We start from the raw sequence: 21,527 nt of genomic DNA, 5'->3' as shown, positions 1-21,527 counted from the left end.
TATAATGAGTTTATCTGCTTTTGAAAACCAATCAGAAACAAAAGTAGTGAATATATAAATTCATAAACAAAGATGTATTAGTAGAGATAAAATCATGGCTAAAATTTCATTAGAAAGCTTAACAAATATTGATGGGTTCGTTGCAGCAGCTTTAGTTGATACAGAAAGCGGTTTGGCGCTAGCAACACAAGGTGGGGGGTCACTTGATTTAGAATTAGCAGCTGCAGGTAATACTGAAGTTATCCGTGCGAAACGTCGTGTAGCTAACTCACTGAAACTTAACGATGATATTGAAGACATTCTCATCACACTAGGTAAGGCATATCACTTAATCCGTCCACTAGAAAGCAATGGCAATTTGTTCCTTTATCTTGTTTTAGATCGTACTAAATCAAATCTTGCAATGGCGCGTCACGAACTTAAAACGTTCGAAAAAGAATTAGATTTCGCTTAATTCTTAATTTAAAAATATTTAATATATTAGGTTTCTTGTATATATTTTTGTTTTATTTATTCAAAATAATAAAATAGAAATAATACAAGCACCCTAATATTAGCCTTTAGTATAATGGCTATTTTTTGCAGTCCAATATTTTAAAAACATTAAAGTGATACTATGAATGGACATTGCATTAATATCGCAATTTCAGGTATAAGTTTAAAAGTTTCAGATGAATTAAAAATAGAACTTAGAAAAACCATACCGCACGAGTTTGGCATTAACTGGATCAATATTGCAGATCCCAATATCGACTTATTATTAATAAATGAAAATTTCTTTGAAACCGAAGGCATTCAACGCATTTTAGAACAAAAACAACTTCCCTGCTTAAAAGTTGCTAAAGGAGAAGGCTCACATCATATCGAACAACACAATACTTTATATTTACCTTTTCAGCATACAGATGCATTAAAAAACTGGATTCAGCTTCGATTGCTCAGCTATCTATCACACCAACAATCTCAACAGCCAAAGACAGAAACCGTTTCAACACACAATGCAATAAATGCAAAGTATTTAACGGATATGCTCAATCCAGAAAATGCCAGACTTCACCTTTTCGATGATCATGGTACCTTAGCCATTATTGATACACGCAGTCAAATTGCATGGCTAGAACCAACACGGATTCATACAAAAACCAATCACAGCTTTAAATACGAATTTGCAACCACATCCAATTTCACTAAAGTCTCTCGTAAAGTGGAATATAACTTACAGGACTGGGTCTGGAATCTGTTCTGGCACTCTATGGAGTTCCAGCGTCTCGCACCCAATGAAAATGAATATTATAAAATCGAAAACTGGCCTCAGCCTGCTCAAAGCGAAGGTCGTAAAACCGCCCTTCTGCTTTCAGCCTGTTTTATACAAGGCGCCCAGCTTTATCAAGTTGCAACACAGTTAAAACTTCCAATTCAAACGGTTCAACAATTTATCGCTGCCTGCATGATTTCTAACAATGGTGGCATTATTCCAGCTTCAGAAAGTCATTACCTAAAAACAGAAGCAGACGAACAAACGATTGAACAAAAAGGTTTTTTAAATAAATTTTTCGGCAAAATCAGACGCCGCTTTGGGCTTTAAGGAATGCTATGATTCTCCAACAATATAAAATTGTCTTTGCAGGAAGCATGGGCGCAGGAAAAACAGAAGCCATTAAATCGCTTTCAGAAATTCCTGTGCTTGCGACTGAAGCATTAAATACAGACAGTCAAGCCCACAATAAGATGCAAACCACAGTGGGTATTGATTACGGTGAAATCACGCTGGATGACGGCGTCAAAATCGGCTTGTATGGTACACCTGGTCAATCACGTTTTGATTTTATCTGGCCCGTGATTTGCCAAGGTGCCTTGGGCGTTATTCTATTGGTCGACCATAATAGTAAAGTGCCGATTGAAGAACTTGAAGCGTATCTGGAAACATTTAAGGATTACACCCAGAATATTTCGATTGGCATTACACACATCGATGAAAATAAAGAGCAGTCGACCTCGATCTATCGGGATTGGTTAATTCAGAATGACTATCAATATCCCCTATTTTTTATCGATGCGCGTAAACAAGAGCATATCTTGCTCATGATTGAATCTCTCATTGCAGCATTAGAAGTCAATTTAAAAGCAACAAATTAATTACTTTATAAAAGAGAAGAATTATGTTCAGTATTCCCAGTCAGCAACGTACAGCACCGAAAGATCTTATCCAGTTTGCCAAGGCACAAGCCAATGATATTTTGATGAATATTCGAGGCGTGGATTATATTATGCTGTGCTCAACGGATGGTTTTGAATTAGCCGCAATTTATAAGAAGAATCCGTATAACAGTACAAAACTGGCTGCTGTCAGCAGTTCAATTCTGGCGATGGTCACGGCTTTTCTCAATGAAATTCAGCTAACAGGATGCCAAAGTATTACGCTGGATGCTGAAAATGGTAAAGCGATTCTCACCTCTATCCCAGCGCAACATCATCCAATGGTGATGGTGACCTTGAGTAATAAAGATGTACTATTAGGACAACTGCTCTATAGTCTAAAGCAAGCAAGCACAGCCATTTCCGAAGCTGATCAAGCTTAAACGTCTCACCGAACAAATAATCTGGCATGGTGCAGTCCTTGTCAGATTTTTTTCATCTATACACCTTATAATTTAAACCCCTTCCTAATTTTCGTTTATGAACACTTGTATATTTTAATAGCACTACAGCATTTCATACCGATTTCTAATTCCTTCCAAAAATCTTCATAACTATAAATAAGATATGACTTTTCAAACATCAGATGAATGGTCATTAATTTAAATGATTTAGCAACATTTTTTCATTATTATAAATTTCGAACAAATAACGATCATAAATTTTTCATAAATGAATAATTTTAATAATACATCCCGTCTTTGTTCAAACAATTAGCACGATGGAGAGAGAAAAATGAAGCTGAAAAGCTTAAAAATCGGCGCAGGGGTTGCGTTGTTTATCTGTGGTTTTTCAAGTCAGCAGGCGATGGCCGATTCCTATGTTTTTATGACCAATACCACGCCACAAACGGTATCGATACAAGTCAACCAAACTGGCGCATCATTACAGCAAGGCAATGAATGGGCACAGGAAGCCACACAAATTGCGCCTTACGAAACCAAACGTATTTTACGAATGAACCGTTATAGCGGGATTAAATCAGGTAAAACCTATAACTTTGATACTGTAGTAACCAGCGGCAATTCACAAGTGACCTTAAAACAAACCATGACTGGCACTTGGTCTGGTAGCAACATTCAACACGGGATTCAAACGGCAACCACGACATCACCGTGGTATTCGGATCGTAATGTTCATCGTATCAATACCACTTATGCAGGCTTATCCGCTCAGGCGGCAGTAAAAGCTGAATATACAGGAGGTTATGATGACTTCCACTACACTATTCATCAAAACACGGTACAAGAGCCTGTTTCAGCCAGTGCCAATGAACTCAAAGTGCTGACCTATAATATTTATGCCCTGCCAATGGTAGCGAGTAAAATCAGTGAACGTTTGGCTGAACTGCCGAAGCATCTGGATGGTTACGATGTGATTATGATGCAAGAAGCATTTGCCTCATCGCGTACAGACATGTTGAACCAACTGGCACAACAATATCCGTATCAAACCCATATTCCTGTCGGTTCTGGTTATAACCTGTTTGACAGTGGTCTGGTGATTGTCAGCCGTTATCCGATCGCGAAAACGGCACAATTGATTTATCCAGATTGTACAGGAACCGATTGCTTCGCCGATAAAGGTGTGCTGTATGCTGAAATCATTAAAAATGGTAAGGCTTATCATGTAACTTCAACTCATACCGCCTCATTTGATACCGATGAAGCACGTGCTCTACGCCAAGTTCAGTTCAAACAAATCCGCCAATTGGTCAATCAACAAAATATTCCAAGTTTTGATGCCGTATTGATGGGCGGTGATTTTAATGTAAATAAACTACTTTGGCCGCAAGACTATCAAGATATGTTGAGCAATCTAAATGCCACCGCAGCAACAAGCACAGGCTATACCGCTTCGACCTTTGATCCACGTGTGAATAAATTGGCAGGTGCAGCAGGATCAGGTGGTTCAACTGTTGAATATCTGGACTATATCGTGGCATCGAATAATCATCGCCAACCCACTCAGTCCCGTAATGATGTTCGTATTTTGCGTACTACGGCTGACCCGCTGTACATGACATGGGATCTCTCAGACCATTTCCCTGTGATGGGCCAATTTAATTACAACCCATAAACGGAAAAGGGTATGAATAAAAGACTATTGCTGACAATAATAATTGTTGTCGTGGTCTTGGTTGGGATTGTTGTCTGGAAGAGCACCGCCTCTTCCGCTGCAATCCAGCACACCAGATCCACAGTATCTCAGGATTCATCGACACAGATGCGTGATGACAGCATGCCAAATAAAAGCAAGGATGAAATTTTTCAGGACTCGCTCTTAAAGCAAATCAAGAATTTACAGCAGCAACCTGGCAATATCACTCAGTTTCTCAATGACTTTAAGGCCAACTGCCCTGTATCTGACTGTAATGCTGCTTTGGCAAAAGCCTTAGCCCATTATCCTGATCAAAAGTTTGCACAACTGGTCGCGAATCTACTCAAACGTTTGCCTGAGTATGAGCAGCAGATGCAAAGTACGGTGCTATCCACCTCTTTATCACCGAAAGAGCGTTTTGATCGCTTATGGAAACTGAGAGAGCAGACTTTGGGAAAAGCAGAAACCATGCTTGGTTTTGGGCAAGAGCGCAGTTATGCGGAATATCGTTTTGCCTATAATGATTTGGCTCAGAATCAAAAACTCAGCGCTGAACAACGTTTAAAAGCCTTTGAACAATTGCAGCAACAATATCCTGATGCAACTGAGCAGGAAGGCAAGATCGGACAATATCAACAAGCCTTAAATTTGATTCAGCAAGGCCAACAAAATACTGCTGAAACTGAACGCTTAAAGCAACAATTACAACAGCAATATTTAACAGAGCAGGAACGCCAAGAGGTTCAGCAAAGAGAACGACGCGAAGCTCAGCAACAGCAGCAAGTTGATCAATATCAGCAAGCCTTGCAGCAGCTACAACAAGAGATGGAACCATTAAAAGCACAACTCTCAGAGACAGAATGGCAAAAACAGTATCAGAGTCGTTTAGAGAGTCTACGCTTAAAAATGTTCCCCTAAATCGATCGAACCCAAGCGATCGCTGATCGTAAGGGTTCAATCAACGGATTCAGCTAAAGTAATGAAACATTTAATAATTGCTGACGTTTTTTCACCTGCTGCCCAACCTGACCAATCAGTTCTTCGACTACACCATCAACATCGGATTTGATCTGTTGTTGAATTTTCATGGCTTCGAGCACCAATAGAGTTTGTCCTTTCACCACCTGATCGCCGACATTGACCAACAGATTCACAATCGCCCCATCCATCGGTGCTCGGATTTTTCCATCACCAACAACTTCTGCGGCTTCAGGTGCTGCATAGGTAATATTCTCAATCACCACATTGCCATTGCCTACATCTAAATACAGCTGATCTTGATCAAATACATAAGCCAGCTTACGGCGAACGCCATCACAGCAATAAACAATCTCTTCACCATTGATGCTTATAATGTTGATCGTTGCCTGTTGGTCACATAATTCAACTTTGACCTGCTGCTGATCATTTTGTACATATAGCAATAACTGTTGATCTGCATATTTCAGTTTCAACGGAAATGGCAACGCGACACCTGTTTGCCAAGCAATGCGCTGCTGATTCTGTTGGGTAAATAGTGCTGCTGCCACCGCAAGTGTTTCAATCTTTAAGCTTTGTTGATGTAGACTCACATCATCCTGAAAATGCTGCTGAATAAAGGCAGTATTAGTATCCCCAGCGACAATAATCGGATGACGCAATAAATTGCTCAGGAATTGTTTATTACTATTCACGCCCAATAAGACACAATCATCAACGGCGCGAGCGAGCAACCGAATCGCATCCTGACGAGTCTTACCATAAGCAATGACCTTGGCCACCATCGGATCATAGAACGGACTAATTTCACCTTGTTCTAACATGCCGTGGTCAATACGGACATTCGGCAACATACCATCAGCACCAGCGGGTTGCCAACGCAGCACTTTCCCTGTTTGTGGCAAGAAATCCTGTCGTGGGTCTTCGGCATAAAGACGCACTTCAATCGCATGCCCATTCAGCGTCAGTTCATGCTGCTGCAAAGCTAAAGTTTCACCATTGGCAACACGGAGCTGCCATTCCACCAAATCTAGCCCTGTGATCATTTCCGTGACAGGATGTTCGACCTGCAAACGGGTATTCATTTCCAGAAAATAGAACTCACCCGACTGGTCCAGCAAGAACTCTACTGTACCTGCCCCGACATAATCACAAGCTTTGGCCGCTGCCACAGCTGCCTCACCCATTTTCTGACGCAGTTCAGGCGTCATCACAGGACAAGGAGCTTCTTCGACCACCTTTTGATGACGACGTTGAATTGAACAATCACGTTCAAACAAATACACATAATTGCCATGCGTATCACCAAATACTTGAATCTCGACATGGCGTGGGGCGATTACCGCTTTCTCTAAAATCAGCTCACCTGAACCAAAGGCATTTTCTGCCTCTGAACGTGCTGTTTTTAAGGCATCCAAGACATCCGAAGCCTGATGAACCAAGCGCATGCCGCGTCCACCACCACCTGCCGAAGCCTTGACCATCAAAGGATAACCAATCTTCTCTGCCTGTTCAGCTAGATAATCAATATCCTGCTGATCCCCTTCATAACCGGGCACACAAGGCACGCCTGCCTGAATCATGGCAATTTTAGATAGGCGCTTGCTGCCCATTAATTCAATAGCAGCAGCGGTTGGCCCAATAAAGGTAATACCATGATCAAGACAAGCCTGAGCAAAGTCAGTATTTTCAGACAAGAAACCATAACCGGGATGTACCGCATCCGCACCTGTCTTTTGGCAGGCTTCAATAATATTGGCAATCGATAAATAGGATTCTGAAACTTTAGATGCACCGATATAAACCGCCTCATCTGCCAGCTGGACATGGCGAGCATTGGCATCGGCATCTGAATACACGGCAACCGTTTGATAGCCCATCGCTTTGGCCGTTTGCATGACACGAACGGCAATTTCACCACGGTTTGCCACTAATACTTTTGAAAATTTCATTATTTAATCCCTCAAAGCACCGTATGTATAGTTTTGACCGATACGGTGCGCAAAGACATACTTTGCTCTTTTACTGCTCAGTCCAGTTTGGCAAACGTTTTTGAATAAAAGCCATCGTTCCTTCTTGCCCTTCTGCGCCACCGACTGCTTGTGCAAATTGTTGTGCTGCATCATCCAGCAGAGAAGTTAAAGGTTCATTCAACGTTCGATGTAATAAAGCTTTGGTGGCACGGGAAGCCAAAGGTGCGGCACGCTTAATCTGTTGAATGGTCTCAGTAAGCTGCTGTTCCAGTTCAGCGTCATTCTGCGCCAACTGATGAATCATACCTAAATTCAAAGCAGCATGACCATCAAAACGTAAACCTAATAAAGCCAAACGACGCGCTTGAGTCAGACCAATCCGCTTTACCACGAAAGGCGCAATTTGCGCGGGTAAGATGCCCAAACCTGTTTCTGGCAGACCAAACTGGGCGCTATCACGACTGATGGCAATATCCGAGACACAGGCCAAGCCAAAGCCGCCACCAAGTACAGTACCTTCAAGCACAACAACAACGGTTTGCGGTGCTTGGTCAACCTGCTCAATCATGGCTCCAAAACGGCGGTTAAAATCGACGTAGGGTTGCAAACTGCCTGTATTCGCAGCTTCAACACGTAAGCTCGCCATATCTTTGATATCGCCCCCCGCACAGAAATGCCCGCCCTTACCTCTGAGAACGACAGCTCGAATTGAGGAATCATCCGCAATCTGGCTAAACACCTGTTGAATGGCAGTCACCATATTCAAGCTCATAGCATTACGGCTTTCAGGACGATTCAGCCATAAGGTCAAAATGCTGCCCTGTAGCTCTAGTTCAATGCTGTCATCAATATTCAAGTCTGCAAGAGAAGTTGAAAGCACCATCTTTCGTCTCCTAGTTTTTCTGCTTTTTAGGCAGAATATCCATGAGCTTACAGATAATCCCCAACATAATCTCATCTGCACCGCCGCCTATTGAGCCTAGACGGCCATCACGGAACAGTTGCGACGCAGGGTTATCCCACATAAAGCCATTACCGCCCCAATATTGCAGACAGCTATCCGCCACTTCACGGCTTAAACGACCTGCTTTTAGCTTTGCCATTGAAGCCATCATGGTGACATTTTCACCTGCGATATGCTGTTCACAGGCTTGATAAGTTAATGCGCGTAAAGCTTCCACTTCGGTCATCAACTCAGCAAAACGGAAATGCACATATTGATTGTTAATCAAGGGCTGACCAAAGGTGGTGCGCTCTTTGGCATAATCAATGGTTTGCTGAATGACCTTTTCCATACCGCCCACTGCATTGGCACAGGCCCACATCCGCTCTTCCTGGAACTGCATCATTTGCATCATAAAGCCCATGCCTTCAGCCCCCACAAGATTGCGTTGCGGTACACGAACATTGTCGAAATAAACCTGTGCCGTGGTGGTTGAACGCATACCCAATTTATTCAAGGGTTCTGAAAAGCTAATCCCTGCCGTTTTTGCTGGCACAATAATCATGGATTTATTGACGTGTGGCTTATCATCAGAAGTATTGGCAAGTAAACAGAAGAAATCTGCTTGTAATGAGTTGGTGATCCACATCTTACTGCCGTTAATCACATAGTCGTCGCCATCTTTTTTTGCAGTCGTTTTGATGGCTGCCACATCAGAACCCGCATGCACTTCGGATACCGCAATCGACGCGACATATTCACCACGAATTGCAGGATTTAGAAACTCTTCTCGCAGTTCTTCGCTACCAAAACGAGCCAGTGCAGGTGTTGCCATATCGGTTTGCACGCCAATCGCGAGGGGTACACCTCCACAAGCAGCACGACCTAATTCTTCTGCTACGACAAGGTTATAAGAATAATCGAGCCCTAAACCACCATTTTCCTCTGGCTTGCAAATCCCCAATAAGCCCAAATCCCCCATTTTCTTAAATACATCATGAATCGGAAAACGACCCGCTTCTTCCCACTCAGGAATAAAAGGATTCAATTCATTTTCAACAAACTGACGTGTGGTACGGCGTAAAGCATCATGTTCTGCGGTAAATTTCATTGTTTTTGTTCCTTAAAAATTGTTTTTCCCCTCTCCCTAACCCTCTCCCCAAAATGGCGAGGGAATCCCTTCTCCCTCAGGGAGAAGGCTAGGATGAGGGTGTTAAAAATTAAAATCTCGACACACCAAATCGTGTTGGATTTAACTCACGTTGCTGTGCTTCAAAAATGGTTTGTAATAAGAAAATCAGTACTTTTCGAGTATCTCTCGGATCGATAATCCCATCATCATGGAGCATTGCGGTATTGAATAAAGCCGTCGACTGCTGTTCCAGTTTCATTGCTGTACTTTGTTCCAAGAAATCCAGCATCTGCGGATTCGGTTCCATCCCTGATGCTTTCTGTTTACCCTCAGCCACAATACGCAATACTTTTCCCGCTTGCGCTGCGCCCATCACTGCCACATGCGAATTGGGCCATGCAAAGATAAATTGTGGCGATAAACTGCGTCCACACATCGCATAGTTGCCTGCCCCATAAGAACCCGCAATCACGATCGAGATTTTTGGCACCGTCGCATTGGCGACTGCCTGAATCAGCTTAGAACCATGCTTGATAATGCCGTTCTGCTCTGCATCCGTTCCGACCATAAAACCGGTGGTGTTGTGCAAGAATAACAGTGGACGTTGGGTCTGTTCACACAGATGAATAAATTGTGCTGCTTTAGCCGCACCTTGCGGGGTAATGGGACCATTATTGGTAATGATGCCAATATGCAAACCACCTATTTTTGCCCAACCGCAAACAGTTAAAGCATCATATTCCTGTTTAAATTCCAGAAAGTCTGAATCATCAATGATCCTTGCAATGATTTCCTTCATATCAAAAGGTTGCTTTGGATCTTGCGGAACAATACCTAACAATTCTTCCGCAGCATAACGTGGTTCTTTATAATTCTGATTCGATTGCGCGGTTTGTTCTTTCCAGTTCAGATGTTCAAAAATCTCACGCGCCAAACGAATACCATCCGCATCATTCTCCGCCAGATATTCCGCCACCCCTGAAACTTGAGTATGCATTTCCGCACCACCCAGCTCTTCAGCTGTTGCGACCTCACCTGTTGCTGCCAATAACAATGGTGGTCCAGCCAATAACATTTCAGTCTGCTTGCGTACGGCAATCACATAATCAGATAAACCTGGCTGATAAGCACCACCCGCGGTGGCATTACCATGCACTACTGCAACTTGTGGAATTCCCGCGGCAGATAATCGTGCCTGATTGGCAAAGGTCATACCGCCATAGGTAAACACTTCCGCAGCATAGTTCAGGTTAGCCCCGCCGCTTTCAGTCAAGGTGACCATTGGCAGCTTTTGCTCTAATGCGATCTTTTGCAGGCGGAGGGTTTTATGTACCCCCATCGGTGACATGGTGCCACCTTTGATCGCACTATTACTGGCAGAAACCAGCGCACGTACACCACTAACAAAACCAATCCCTGCGATCACCCCACCACCTGCCTCGGAGCCATCTTTATCATCATGCATGTTGTAGCCAACCAGACCACACAACTCGACAAAAGGTGAGTCTGCATCGAGCAGTAAACGAATACGTTCATGGGGCAAGATTTTGCCTTTCTTATCAAACTTGGGTTTTGCCGCATAAGATTTATCGATGCTTTTTTGCTGCACGGCCCGTACTTCAGCCAACTGCGTTAATAACGTCTCTCGATTTTGCTCATATTGCTCACTACCCACTGCAATTTCAGATTGGAGAATAGTCATCTTTATTCTCCATCAGTGCTATTTTTGAAAATGTCAGGAATAAACGCACGATGGAAACCATTAAAGGCTTCATTGTTGGTCGCATCTGCCAATGGATACATACGAGTGCCTTGTGAAGCAGCCCCATCGATGCGGAGTGTTACCCCTGATACAAAAGCGGCAGCATCGGAGAGTAAATAACAAATCGCGGAAGAAATTTCTGACTCTGTACCCATACGTTTTAACGGGACATTGCTCGCCAGACTTGGAATAATCACTTTGGCAAAATCACCACTATAGTTATCCATGCCCGAAGAAATAATCCAGCCTGGTGCAACCGCATTGACACGAACCCCAGACTTGCCCCATTCAACCGAAGCGGTTTTCGTCAGGTTATCCACGCCTGAACGTGCTGCACCTGAATGGCCCATACCTGGCATACCGCCCCACATATCTGCGGTCATGTTGACAATGCTGCCCCCATGCTTTGCCATCCATTGATTATAAGCTTCACGCATCAGATAGAAGGTTGAATGCAGGTTATTACGGACCACCGCATCAAAACCATTGGCAGAAATATTCTCTAATGCAGATGGAAATTGTCCGCCTGCGTTATTGACTAAACCATCGAGCTTGCCGAATTTTTCAATAACTTCAGCAATCATGTTTTTAACTTGTTCTTCATCACGATTGTCACAGACGATGAAATGAACTTTGCCGCCATCTTCCAGAATTTCCTGACTGACCTTCTCTAATTTTTCAACTTTACGTCCCGTAATCACAACTTGCGCACCTAAGGATGCCAATTCATGTGCCGTACAACGGCCAATCCCAGAACCACCGCCTGTCACGATAATTACTTTGTCAGCAAATGCATCTGCCCTAAAAATTGATTGATAACCCATGTTTTATGATCCATTCATCTATTATTTTTAACTGATCACACACTACCAAGCAAGTGCTTGGTTTGTAAAGTGCAAAGATGCCTTAATCGTCCGAATTTAAATGTCATTTTTTGCTAAAATATTATTTCTAGTGCTAACATATTGTTCAATTTAAGATTTTTAAACCTTTAAAACTCACAATGAATACAAGTTATTATCAAAGTTCGATAAATTTCTTTTTAAACGAAAATAAAAATGCAATTTTTGGACAACTTGCACGTTACCATCCACATGATTTAGAAGATTTACAGAAAAATGCTTGGCTTGAACAAATTGATTTTCTAAAAAGAGAGCTTAAAGATTTTTGTGGGCATTTATATTTTGAGTTCTCTATTCCTAGAATGGGGAAACGAGTAGATAACATATTAATTATAAGTAATTTAATTTTTATAATAGAGTTCAAAGTTGGTGACAAAAGTTATTCAAAACATGCTCAAAATCAGACCATTGACTATTGTTTGGATTTACAAAATTTTCATGAAGGAAGTCACAATAAAACGATTATCCCTATCTTGATTGCGACGAATGCCCCAAGTGTTAACTCAAAGATTGATAGTGCTGTAGGCTTAACCAGTTGCATCCTATGTAATAAAGAAAACTTTAGATCAACATTGATTCAAATTCTAGACCAAGTAAAAACTGAAAAAAGTTTAAATATTCTTTCTTGGGAAAATAGTGCTTACAAACCAACACCCACTATTATTGAGGCCGCTCAAGCCTTATACAAAGGGCATAGCGTTAAAGAAATTTCACGAAGTGATGCCGGTGCAATTAACCTATCAAATACCTCTATTCTAATAAACAAAATTATCGAAAACTCTAAAGTCCAACATAGAAAATCAATCTGCTTTTTAACAGGTGTTCCTGGTGCAGGAAAAACGCTTGCAGGTCTAAACATTGCGAATGAGCGACTAAAAGCAGATCAATCAGAACACTCAGTATTTCTATCGGGTAATGGTCCATTAGTTGATGTCTTGAGAGAAGCATTGACTAGAGATTCAGTAGAATCTGCTAAAAGGAGTGGTCAGAGAATTTTACGTACAGAAGCTGAAAGGAAAGCAAAGGCCTTTATCCAGAATATTCATCATTTTAGAGATGACAATTTAAGGACACCTCATGCCCCGATTGAAAAAGTTGTCGTTTTCGATGAAGCACAAAGAGCTTGGCAAAAAGAACAAGTCTCTAAGTTCATGCAACAGAAAAAGGGAATCCAAAACTTTGATATGTCTGAACCCGAATATCTAATTAGTGTAATGGATCGACATAAAGATTGGTGTGCAATTATATGTTTAATTGGTGGCGGACAAGAAATCAATACAGGTGAAGCTGGCGTTTCAGAATGGATTGAGTCGCTAAAAACAAAATACCAATCTTGGGATATTTATTATTCAGATAAGATTTTGGCTGAACCTAATACCTATCTAAATAATTTAGATTTATCAAACTGGTTAGAACAACATGGACATCAAAAAACTGATCTTCATTTATCCACCTCAGTTCGCTCATTTCGAAGTGAAAAAGTTGCATCCTTGATCCAAGCCATTTTAGACAATAAAAATGATCAAGCCACTAAAATTTATCAAGAAATTAAACACAATTATCCCATTAAAATCACTAGGGACTTAGCCAAGGCAAAAATCTGGTTAAGAAATCAAGCTAGAGGTACTGAAAGAATTGGGTTGATTGCAAGTTCAGGTGCTAAAAGACTAAAAGCAGAAGGCATCTATGTTAAGAATGATATATCTCCAACTGATTGGTTTTTAAATACTCAAGATGACATACGATCTTCTTATTACTTAGAGGATATCGCGACTGAGTTTGATATCCAAGGACTTGAAATCGACTATACATGTATAAGCTGGGATATAAATCTCTATTACGAGAATGGTTGGCAATTCCAAAGTTTTAAAGGTTCTAAGTGGCAAAATATTAAGAAAGACGCAACCAAAAGCTATCTTCTAAATGCTTATAGAGTGTTACTGACTCGAGCAAGGCAAGGTATGGTTATTTTTATTCCGGCTGTAGATGGTACAGATCCAACAAGACCCCAAAAATACTATGACTCAATCTATAACTATCTTCTCTCTTGTGGGTTAGATATATTGTAAAAGACATAGGAGTTTCGCTTGTACTGCATTACTCAAACGCCCCCTATATCAGGTAAATATAGCTCAAGATATCAGTTTTCTAGGCACTTTCACCGGCATATCCAATAATTGCTGTGCAAAAGCTTTACCTTGCGGATCGATTCTCAAGCTGGCAATCCCACCACCACCCAAAGCATTTTCCAACATGAAATTCAGCGCATGCATCTCTGGCAATTCATAACGAATTACTTTTGATTTTTCAAGATCTAAAACATGTTGCATATACGCGGCAACATTGCCTTCAGTCAGTGCCGCACGAATCCACGGTAAATATTCAGCTTTACGTGCAATCACTCCGATATTGCTATGATTGCCCTTATCGCCACTGCGTGCATGTGCCACCTCAATCAAAGGTACTTCAATCTCATCGCCTTGATAGGTTGCCACTTCACCGACAGGATGTAGCACATAATCTTGTGAAGATTGTCCAACGGGAATCTGAACGGGATAACGCTGTCCTGCAAAGTCGACTTCGACTTTCAGTTGATCTTTATCAATCAAAAATGAAAATAATTTCACTACTGCCGATGCTTTAGGACGACCTCCGACAATTCCTGCCAATGCAGGTGCCATGCCTGTTGAGGCTTGAGCAATTTCAGAAGCAAAGAACATACAAGCTTCTTTAAACAGATGTTTGACCGCGATTTTGACCACGACTTCACGGCTGTCTTTGATTCGGGCGTGTGTGCCATAGGTACTTTCAATCCCGAGAATCTCGACTGACTTTTCACTAAACGGAGGGACTGAACGTAGTGCCAAAACGCGTTCACATTTATTCAGAATGGCATCGGCAATCACTTGGGCTTTTTCTGGTGCTTCACGACCAGCAATTAAGAAACTGACCAAGACTCGATAGCCATCGGCATAGGTTGTACTGACTTTATATTGTTGGGTGGGTGCACGACCTGTGGCACCTGTCACCTTAACTCGATGTTCGCCCACCTGTTCTAAATGGACTTGACTAAAATCAGCAATCACATCAGGTAAAAGATAGGCTTGCGGATTGCCAATTTCGTAAACGATCTGTTCTGCTACAGTCGCAGTCGAAACCAACCCACCCGTCCCTTTTGGCTTGGTCACGATGAATGAAGCATCAGCACAGACCTCTACGATTGGAAAGCCCATATTGTCAAAGCCTTGAACCAGACGCCAATCAGTAAAATTTCCACCTGTACACTGTGCACCACATTCAATCACATGCCCTGCCAATGAGCCTTGTGCTAACTTGTCATAATCCTCAAGTGACCATTTATACTCATGCAATAATGGTGCAAGCACAACCGCTGAATCGACCACACGACCTGTAATAACAATATCTGCTCCTAAGTCGAGCGCATCGCGAATCGCAATAGCGCCTAAATAGGCATTGCTACTGGCAACCTGTGCAGGCAAGGCATCGCCATTAAACATTTCTTGAATATCTTGTTTTAATAATTCGGCATGCTTGGGTAATACATCATCCCCTAACACCACTGCAACTTTTAAATTTAAGCCCTTTTCATCAATGATTTTTTGTAATGCATCACGGCAAGCCAGTGGATTTACCCCACCTGCATTACTGATTACTTTTATTTTTTTCTCAGCAATTTTATTGATCAGCGGTGCCATCACTCGACTGACAAAATCTAGTGCATAACCATGACTTGGGTCCATCATCATCGCCTTCGCCATAATCGACATGGTAATTTCAGACAGATAATCAAAGACCAAATAATCAATATCACTGAGGTGTACCAACTGAAAAGCAGCGGTATTGGTATCGCCCCAGAACCCTGATGCACACCCGATTTTGACTACCCTCTGGTCATCCTGTTTGACACTTGTCATGCGCTTTCTCATTGTTATTGCTAAAAACGCCTTAACATTACCAAGCAAGTGCTTGGTTTGTAAAGTGCATAATGCTATGGTATAAAAATAGAAATAATATTTCTTGCTAATACCTTGTTATTTGGAATAAATTTTCTAAAAAAATTATGCTACCTAGCCATGTGAAATAAAAAATGCTTTTAATTAGTTTTATTCAAAGCCACTATCTAGAAGTTTCATTTCTTCTCTATGAAAAAGCAGAATTAATTATTTTTTTGCTCATTCTTTGTTTAGGTATCCTTTTCGCCAATATTCCGAAAAATAAAGTCATTGCTTTTATTCTTTTCATTCTAAGTTTTATCTTACCTTTCATATATATTTTTTATTTTCAGATGATTATTGTAAATAATCATCTCAATCAAGAAGTTAAAAAACAAAATTTTCACTATGGCTGTATGACCTATTATACAACTGTCAAATACAAACCTAAAAATTCAAAAGATTTTTCATATAGTGATTATTTTATTATTAACAATACATTTTCAAAAGTTGATATTCGAGGAAAAAACTCTCACATAGGAAAGCAAATCAATGATTTGAATACACTTAGAAATCCTGATACTTGCTATTCTGTACGCTATATAGAATTCAAATTCTTATTTTATAAAAAAATTAAGGTTTATGATTTGGTAGAGCTTCCTAATTAACCTATCATACTGCCACATTGCTGTAGGACTTAGACATGATCGCAACTTCAATTGAACAAATCCCCAAAATTGTTTGTTTTGATGACAGTCCACGTGGACGTTTATTGCAAGGTGCAGCCTATCTATTTTATAAGCAGGGTTATGACAAAACCACGGTCCGTCAACTCGGTGAATTTATCGGAATTCAATCAGGTAGCCTGTTTCATCATTTTAAAAGTAAGGATGAGATTCTTGCGACAGTGATGGAACAAACCATTATTTATAACTTTGCCCGTTTAAAGGAAGCAGCTGAACGCTCAACTGATCCTGAACAGCAATTACGTCATTTGATCAAAGCTGAATTACTCTCCATTGCTGGTGATACAGGTGCGGCTATGGCGGTACTGGTACATGAATGGTTTGCGCTATCAAAAGAAAAACAAGACTATCTTTTGAAGATGCGTAATGAATATGAGCAAGTATGGTTGGATGTGATTGAAAAATTACGTGCTCAAGGCAAGGTGAAACATGATGCTTTTATCTGGCGTCGTTTGCTCGGTGGTTCGATTTCTTGGACAGTGACATGGTACAAACCCGAAGGCAAAGTCAAAATTGATGAGTTGACTGAAATGGTTTGGGAAATGGCGGTGAAATGAGTCCAGTCTATTTACGTAAACCTCAACGCAGTGATTTAACTGAAATCAAACATGCCTACCAAAATAGTATTCATCTACATCAACCGTGGACCTATCCGCCAACTGATTTTGAACACTACCTCGCTCAAGAATATCGTTATTTCGTCTGCTTGAAGGAAAATCATGCCATTGTTGGCACCTTTAATATCTCGAATATTATTCGTGGTTACTTTCATTCTGCTTATTTAGGCTATGAAGCCTTTTCTCCTTATGCAGGACAAGGCTATATGCGACAAGGGCTACAACTGGTTTTAAAAGAAGCATTTCAAACACTGAATCTACATCGACTAGAAGCCAATATCCAACCAGATAATCTGCCTTCTATTCGCCTTGTTGCACATGCAGGTTTTGTGAAAGAAGGCTTCTCTCGCCAGTATCTACGAGTCGGTGGAAAAGAATGGAAAGATCATGAACGTTGGGCAATTTTAAATTCGGATTGGACAGATAAGAAATATCAAGCCTTTTAATCGTTGAGATATCTGATGTATTAAGGTAGAAATAAACTGATGCCAATTCTGCAGGCGAAATATATGCAACGCATAATCTTGATTTTACTTTCCAGTCTAATACTGGGTTGTACAGATGATATTGTTACAACCAAGTTTACAGATTTGCAGCATGCTAAAGCTGAACATGCATTTGAACGTGGTTGGTTACCTCCCATTTTACCACCTACTACAAAAAATATTATTGAAATAAATGATTTAGATCTAAGCAGAGGCGATGGCTCTTTTACTTTTTCGCCAACAGATCTCAACTATTTTAGCGCTCAAGGTGCCATCCCAATTAAAATCAATAATGCGACCCAAGGTAAAAAGAAAGAAATGCAGGATCAGGGATTCCAGTTTTTAGTCTACGCTCAGGGTTCATCAATTTGGTATATCGCAGTTCATCCTGAGGGAAAAGGAGCTTATTGGGTTGAATCCATACGATAAGCTCCTAGAGATCAGTTTAATAACCCAATTGCTTACTAATTAAGTCCTTCATAATTTCTTCTGCACCACCACCAATCATATTCACTTTCACTTCACGATAAATACGTTCGGATTTAGTACCCCGCATAAAGCCCATTCCACCTAGCGTCTGTACCGCAGCATCTGCACAGAATTGCATGGTTTGAGTGGCAACATTTTTCAGCATACAAATCTGGGCTATCAGTTCACTACCTTGCAATTCAGGCTTGCCCAAGCGATAAGCCGTATCCTCGAGTAAAGCACGTGTTGCAGTCAATCGAGTTGCCATATCTACCAGCTTATGACGCATCACCTGATGATCAACCAACCGCTTGCCAAAGGTTTGACGTTGCTGTGCCCAATCCAATGCCTCTTCATAGCAAGTCAAAGCAAAGCCATAACTACTCGCAGCAAGGAAAAAACGCTCCATATTGAAGTTATTCATAATCACCAGAAAGCCCATATTTTCAGGGCCTAACAAATTGCTGGCTGGCACTTTAACGTTATCAAAATGTAAATGCGCGGTATCTGATGCCCACCACCCCATTTTGTCCAGTTTAGTTTTGCTGATCCCTTCACTATGTGCATCAATCAATAGCATGGAAATACCATTTGCACCTTTGGCATTTGGATCAGTACGAACCGCAACAGAATAATAATCTGCTCGCATCCCTGAAGTGATAAAGGTCTTTTCTCCACTTACCAGAAAATAATCGCCGTCTCGGACAGCTTTGGTTTTAAGTGCTGCCACATCCGACCCACCACCAGGCTCCGTAATCGCTAATGCCGAGATCTTTTCACCTGATAAAATCTGTGGAAGTACGTGAGATTTTACCTCTTCATTTGCAAAATGCTGGATCGGTGGCGCGCCAATCGTATGTGAAAGTAAAGAAGCAGCTAAACCACCTGATGCACATTTTGCCAGCTCAATAGAAGCTAACAAGGTATAAAATGCATCTGTTCCCGCAACCCCACCATATTGCTCTTCAAACCCGAGTCCCAACAAACCAATATCTGCGGCTTTCTTATAAAGCTCTCTGGGAAAAGTCTCACTTTCATCCCACTCATTGATAAAAGGTGAAATCTCTTTTTCTACGAAACGTCGAATACTCTTGGAAAATTCAAGATGCTGCTCGTTATAGTACAAAGGATTAAGGTGCATATCTGCTTCCTAGCAATTATTCATCATTGTTTATTGAATGAGCACTAAAGTAGCAAAACCAGAAAAACCAAGCAAGCGCTTGGCAAAATTAAAAGTTAAAAAATACTTAAAAAAACCAGTGAAAACGAGAAACTATATTGTTAATCGGCCGCGAAAGCCACGAGTCGCATAGTAAGATTGTGCACCATTGTGATAAGTAAAGACTCGACCATAACGACTATCACAAAAAATTGCACCGCCCAATTTGCGAATATCTTCTGGCGTTTTGACCCAACTTGAGGTTTTTAAATCAAAATGCTCAACAGACTGTAACTGTCTATATTCTTCTTCTGTTAGCAATTCAATTCCGATAGCCTCTGCCACCTCAACCGCATTATTTTCTGGCTTATGTTCCTTACGCGCATCTAAAGCGGCACGATCATAACAAAGGCTTCTACGCCCTTTTGGTGTTTCCACGACACAATCATAAAAGATAATTTCAGATGATTTTGAATCCAATGAAACTACATCTGGCTCTCCACCCGTATCTTCCATTTGATTAAGAGACCATAACTTTTCTGGCTTCTGCTGCAATCGATCTTCGATATCCGCCCAATTCAAACTCTTATGTCGATGCATATTTTTTTCAAAACGCATCTTTAATATCTCTAATAGTGCTGCAACTTCTGCGAGATCTAACTTTTTATTCTTGGTCATTTTTATACTCTAAATTTTATAACTACACCGAACGACCATCAAAATGATTGATCTTAATACTTTCCAAATCCAGATTATCAATACAACGGACATTGATCGCACATATCGAAATCCCTTTTGGATCAGTGCCTATCGCGTAGGGGTGAATACCACAGTCCTTGCAGAAATGATGCTCAATCACATGCTTATTGAATTGATAAGTCGCCTGAGCGTCCTCTTCAACAGTAATTTCGACTTCGCTTTTCGGTAAAAACCAGAGCAAAGAGCCTTTTTTCTGGCAAATTGAACAATTACAAGATAATGCTTCAGTCAGTTCACCCTGCGCAATAAAGGTGATTTTTCCGCAATGACAACTTCCTTTATATTCCATCTTTTTTTCCTTTTTAATTTTCTATCTATTTTTACAGGACGCCATGCATAAATTCAAATCTGGTTCTGTTAATCAATGCTTATACAAACTTAAGTCCAGAAATGTTGGCATTGTTGGCACTTGGTTCCATGTTTATACGAAAATAGTGGGAAACCCAGCAATAAGAAAACAAAATATGCAGGCCTCTTCCCTTCCGTATAAGGCTTTATATCTGTGCTTCCACAATTAGGACAGCATTCACTTAAACCAAACTCTTGTTCTAATTCCTGACTAAAATCTTGGGCCAGTAATGCTTGTGCTTCTTCCAAATAACTTTCTGGAACTAACAAGCGAACACCACCCAATGCATTGGAATAAAGCCAATCCATATTAATAGTATGTTCATTTTCAATACGGGCAGGAATTTCAGCAGCTTCCAATTGCGTTTTAGCAATTTGTGCTTCGTAGGGAAAAGAATATGTTTCAGCAACGACCCATTGCATAAGAATGCCTAAAAGGAATAAAAATGAATTTTAAACTCTCTCAACTATACCTTGTTATGTATTTTCGCTATGAAATTTTTCCCATGCTATCGATTCTATATTGCCAGTCAGTTCATTTGACTCCTCATCAAATAGCCTATACATGATTTGATGCCGACCAATTGATGCGCAGCCATCAAGACCGAGTAAGATGGTATACAACGCATCAGTTAAAGCTTCTGAAACAATTTTTTTCGTTAAATGAATCTGTGCATGATTCATACCAGATTTTTCTAATAGACTGATTCGTGATATTTCAGAATCAAAAGTAAAGTAACTCTGGATCAGATCATCTCTTAAAAATCTAAATTCCTCTACGAATTCTTCTGAAGTCATGGCAAGGTTATTATTGATCATTTAAATTTCATCCTTTTATTATTTTGATTCAATCTATAAAACAATAACATATTCCTCAAGATACGCTATTCAATTTATTTTCCCAAGCATAAAAAACACCCCCTCTGCGTTAGCGGAGGGGGTGTTTCTAATTTAAAAGCTGGCGATGACTTACTCTCACATGGCAAGTGCCACACTACCATCAGCG

22 protein-coding genes are annotated in these 21,527 nt (G+C 40.8%); 11 read left to right on the top strand and 11 right to left on the bottom strand.

Going from position 1 to position 21,527, the window contains the following annotated elements:
- Window positions 1-94 precede the first annotated feature (94 nt).
- The 6 genes from IEV36_RS03810 to IEV36_RS03785 all read left to right on the top strand — a co-directional run bounded on the left by IEV36_RS03810 (window position 95) and on the right by IEV36_RS03785 (window position 5,214).
- Window positions 95-454 (top strand): roadblock/LC7 domain-containing protein, encoded by a 360-nt coding sequence (locus tag IEV36_RS03810; RefSeq protein ID WP_004775651.1) that lies wholly within the window; start codon window positions 95-97, stop codon window positions 452-454.
- 162 nt (window positions 455-616) lie between these two features.
- Complete coding sequence (locus tag IEV36_RS03805; RefSeq protein WP_005259654.1) at window positions 617-1,585, top strand: hypothetical protein; 969 nt, start codon at window positions 617-619, stop codon at window positions 1,583-1,585.
- An 8-nt stretch (window positions 1,586-1,593) separates the two neighbouring features.
- Window positions 1,594-2,136, top strand: a complete 543-nt coding sequence (locus IEV36_RS03800; protein WP_005259656.1) for a GTP-binding protein — start codon at window positions 1,594-1,596, stop codon at window positions 2,134-2,136.
- Between the two features lie 23 nt (window positions 2,137-2,159).
- Window positions 2,160-2,579, top strand: a complete 420-nt coding sequence (locus IEV36_RS03795; RefSeq protein WP_005259658.1) for a roadblock/LC7 domain-containing protein — start codon at window positions 2,160-2,162, stop codon at window positions 2,577-2,579.
- 352 nt (window positions 2,580-2,931) lie between these two features.
- On the top strand, window positions 2,932-4,275 hold the full coding sequence (locus IEV36_RS03790; RefSeq protein ID WP_005259659.1) for a sphingomyelin phosphodiesterase: 1,344 nt from the start codon (window positions 2,932-2,934) through the stop codon (window positions 4,273-4,275).
- Between the two features lie 12 nt (window positions 4,276-4,287).
- Entirely contained in the window at window positions 4,288-5,214 is a 927-nt protein-coding gene (locus IEV36_RS03785) for a lipase secretion chaperone (RefSeq protein WP_005259660.1), read from the top strand.
- Between the two features lie 53 nt (window positions 5,215-5,267).
- Here IEV36_RS03785 and IEV36_RS03780 read toward each other — a convergent pair whose 3' ends face one another.
- The 5 genes from IEV36_RS03780 to IEV36_RS03760 form a co-directional block, all read right to left on the bottom strand.
- Window positions 5,268-7,226: an acetyl/propionyl/methylcrotonyl-CoA carboxylase subunit alpha gene (locus IEV36_RS03780; RefSeq protein WP_005259661.1), complete on the bottom strand. Its 1,959-nt coding sequence runs from the start codon at window positions 7,224-7,226 to the stop codon at window positions 5,268-5,270.
- 70 nt (window positions 7,227-7,296) lie between these two features.
- Window positions 7,297-8,130, bottom strand: a complete 834-nt coding sequence (locus tag IEV36_RS03775; protein ID WP_005259662.1) for an enoyl-CoA hydratase/isomerase family protein — start codon at window positions 8,128-8,130, stop codon at window positions 7,297-7,299.
- Between the two features lie 10 nt (window positions 8,131-8,140).
- Window positions 8,141-9,301, bottom strand: a complete 1,161-nt coding sequence (locus tag IEV36_RS03770; RefSeq protein WP_005259663.1) for an acyl-CoA dehydrogenase family protein — start codon at window positions 9,299-9,301, stop codon at window positions 8,141-8,143.
- Between the two features lie 109 nt (window positions 9,302-9,410).
- On the bottom strand, window positions 9,411-11,024 hold the full coding sequence (locus IEV36_RS03765) for an acyl-CoA carboxylase subunit beta (protein WP_005259664.1): 1,614 nt from the start codon (window positions 11,022-11,024) through the stop codon (window positions 9,411-9,413).
- A gap of 2 nt (window positions 11,025-11,026) precedes the next feature.
- Entirely contained in the window at window positions 11,027-11,908 is an 882-nt protein-coding gene (locus IEV36_RS03760) for an SDR family oxidoreductase (protein ID WP_005259665.1), read from the bottom strand.
- 179 nt (window positions 11,909-12,087) lie between these two features.
- Here IEV36_RS03760 and IEV36_RS03755 point away from each other — a divergent pair, with 179 nt between their 5' ends.
- Window positions 12,088-14,055, top strand: a complete 1,968-nt coding sequence (locus IEV36_RS03755; protein ID WP_005259667.1) for a DUF2075 domain-containing protein — start codon at window positions 12,088-12,090, stop codon at window positions 14,053-14,055.
- Between the two features lie 63 nt (window positions 14,056-14,118).
- Here the strand turns inward: IEV36_RS03755 and IEV36_RS03750 are convergent, their stop codons facing one another.
- The gene (locus tag IEV36_RS03750) at window positions 14,119-15,921 is read right to left on the bottom strand and encodes an acyclic terpene utilization AtuA family protein (protein ID WP_005259672.1); all 1,803 of its coding nucleotides are present in this window, start codon (window positions 15,919-15,921) and stop codon (window positions 14,119-14,121) included.
- A 173-nt stretch (window positions 15,922-16,094) separates the two neighbouring features.
- Here IEV36_RS03750 and IEV36_RS03745 point away from each other — a divergent pair, with 173 nt between their 5' ends.
- From IEV36_RS03745 to IEV36_RS03730, 4 genes are all read left to right on the top strand, one after another.
- Complete coding sequence (locus IEV36_RS03745; protein ID WP_004775670.1) at window positions 16,095-16,607, top strand: hypothetical protein; 513 nt, start codon at window positions 16,095-16,097, stop codon at window positions 16,605-16,607.
- 35 nt (window positions 16,608-16,642) lie between these two features.
- Window positions 16,643-17,242: a TetR/AcrR family transcriptional regulator gene (locus IEV36_RS03740; protein WP_005259673.1), complete on the top strand. Its 600-nt coding sequence runs from the start codon at window positions 16,643-16,645 to the stop codon at window positions 17,240-17,242.
- The gene (locus IEV36_RS03735) at window positions 17,239-17,748 is read left to right on the top strand and encodes a GNAT family N-acetyltransferase (RefSeq protein WP_005259674.1); all 510 of its coding nucleotides are present in this window, start codon (window positions 17,239-17,241) and stop codon (window positions 17,746-17,748) included. Before IEV36_RS03740 ends, IEV36_RS03735 begins: the two co-directional genes overlap by 4 nt.
- A 63-nt stretch (window positions 17,749-17,811) precedes the next feature.
- On the top strand, window positions 17,812-18,216 hold the full coding sequence (locus IEV36_RS03730; protein WP_005259675.1) for a YbbD-related protein: 405 nt from the start codon (window positions 17,812-17,814) through the stop codon (window positions 18,214-18,216).
- 16 nt (window positions 18,217-18,232) lie between these two features.
- Here the strand turns inward: IEV36_RS03730 and IEV36_RS03725 are convergent, their stop codons facing one another.
- The 5 genes from IEV36_RS03725 to IEV36_RS03705 form a co-directional block, all read right to left on the bottom strand.
- Entirely contained in the window at window positions 18,233-19,396 is a 1,164-nt protein-coding gene (locus IEV36_RS03725) for an acyl-CoA dehydrogenase family protein (protein WP_005259676.1), read from the bottom strand.
- A 132-nt stretch (window positions 19,397-19,528) separates the two neighbouring features.
- The gene (locus tag IEV36_RS03720; protein ID WP_005259679.1) at window positions 19,529-20,092 is read right to left on the bottom strand and encodes a DUF4256 domain-containing protein; all 564 of its coding nucleotides are present in this window, start codon (window positions 20,090-20,092) and stop codon (window positions 19,529-19,531) included.
- A 22-nt stretch (window positions 20,093-20,114) separates the two neighbouring features.
- On the bottom strand, window positions 20,115-20,462 hold the full coding sequence (locus IEV36_RS03715; RefSeq protein WP_004775676.1) for a GFA family protein: 348 nt from the start codon (window positions 20,460-20,462) through the stop codon (window positions 20,115-20,117).
- A gap of 89 nt (window positions 20,463-20,551) precedes the next feature.
- Entirely contained in the window at window positions 20,552-20,944 is a 393-nt protein-coding gene (locus IEV36_RS03710; protein ID WP_005259681.1) for a putative signal transducing protein, read from the bottom strand.
- Between the two features lie 54 nt (window positions 20,945-20,998).
- A complete protein-coding gene (locus IEV36_RS03705; RefSeq protein ID WP_005259688.1) occupies window positions 20,999-21,340 on the bottom strand; it encodes a hypothetical protein in 342 nt (113 codons plus the stop codon).
- Window positions 21,341-21,527: the final 187 nt, after the last annotated feature.

This window comes from Acinetobacter vivianii (assembly GCF_014635885.1).
Lineage (GTDB): Bacteria > Pseudomonadota > Gammaproteobacteria > Pseudomonadales > Moraxellaceae > Acinetobacter > Acinetobacter vivianii.
The sequence above is the reverse complement of the archived record's forward strand: the minus strand, read 5'-3'. Positions and strand labels throughout refer to the sequence as shown.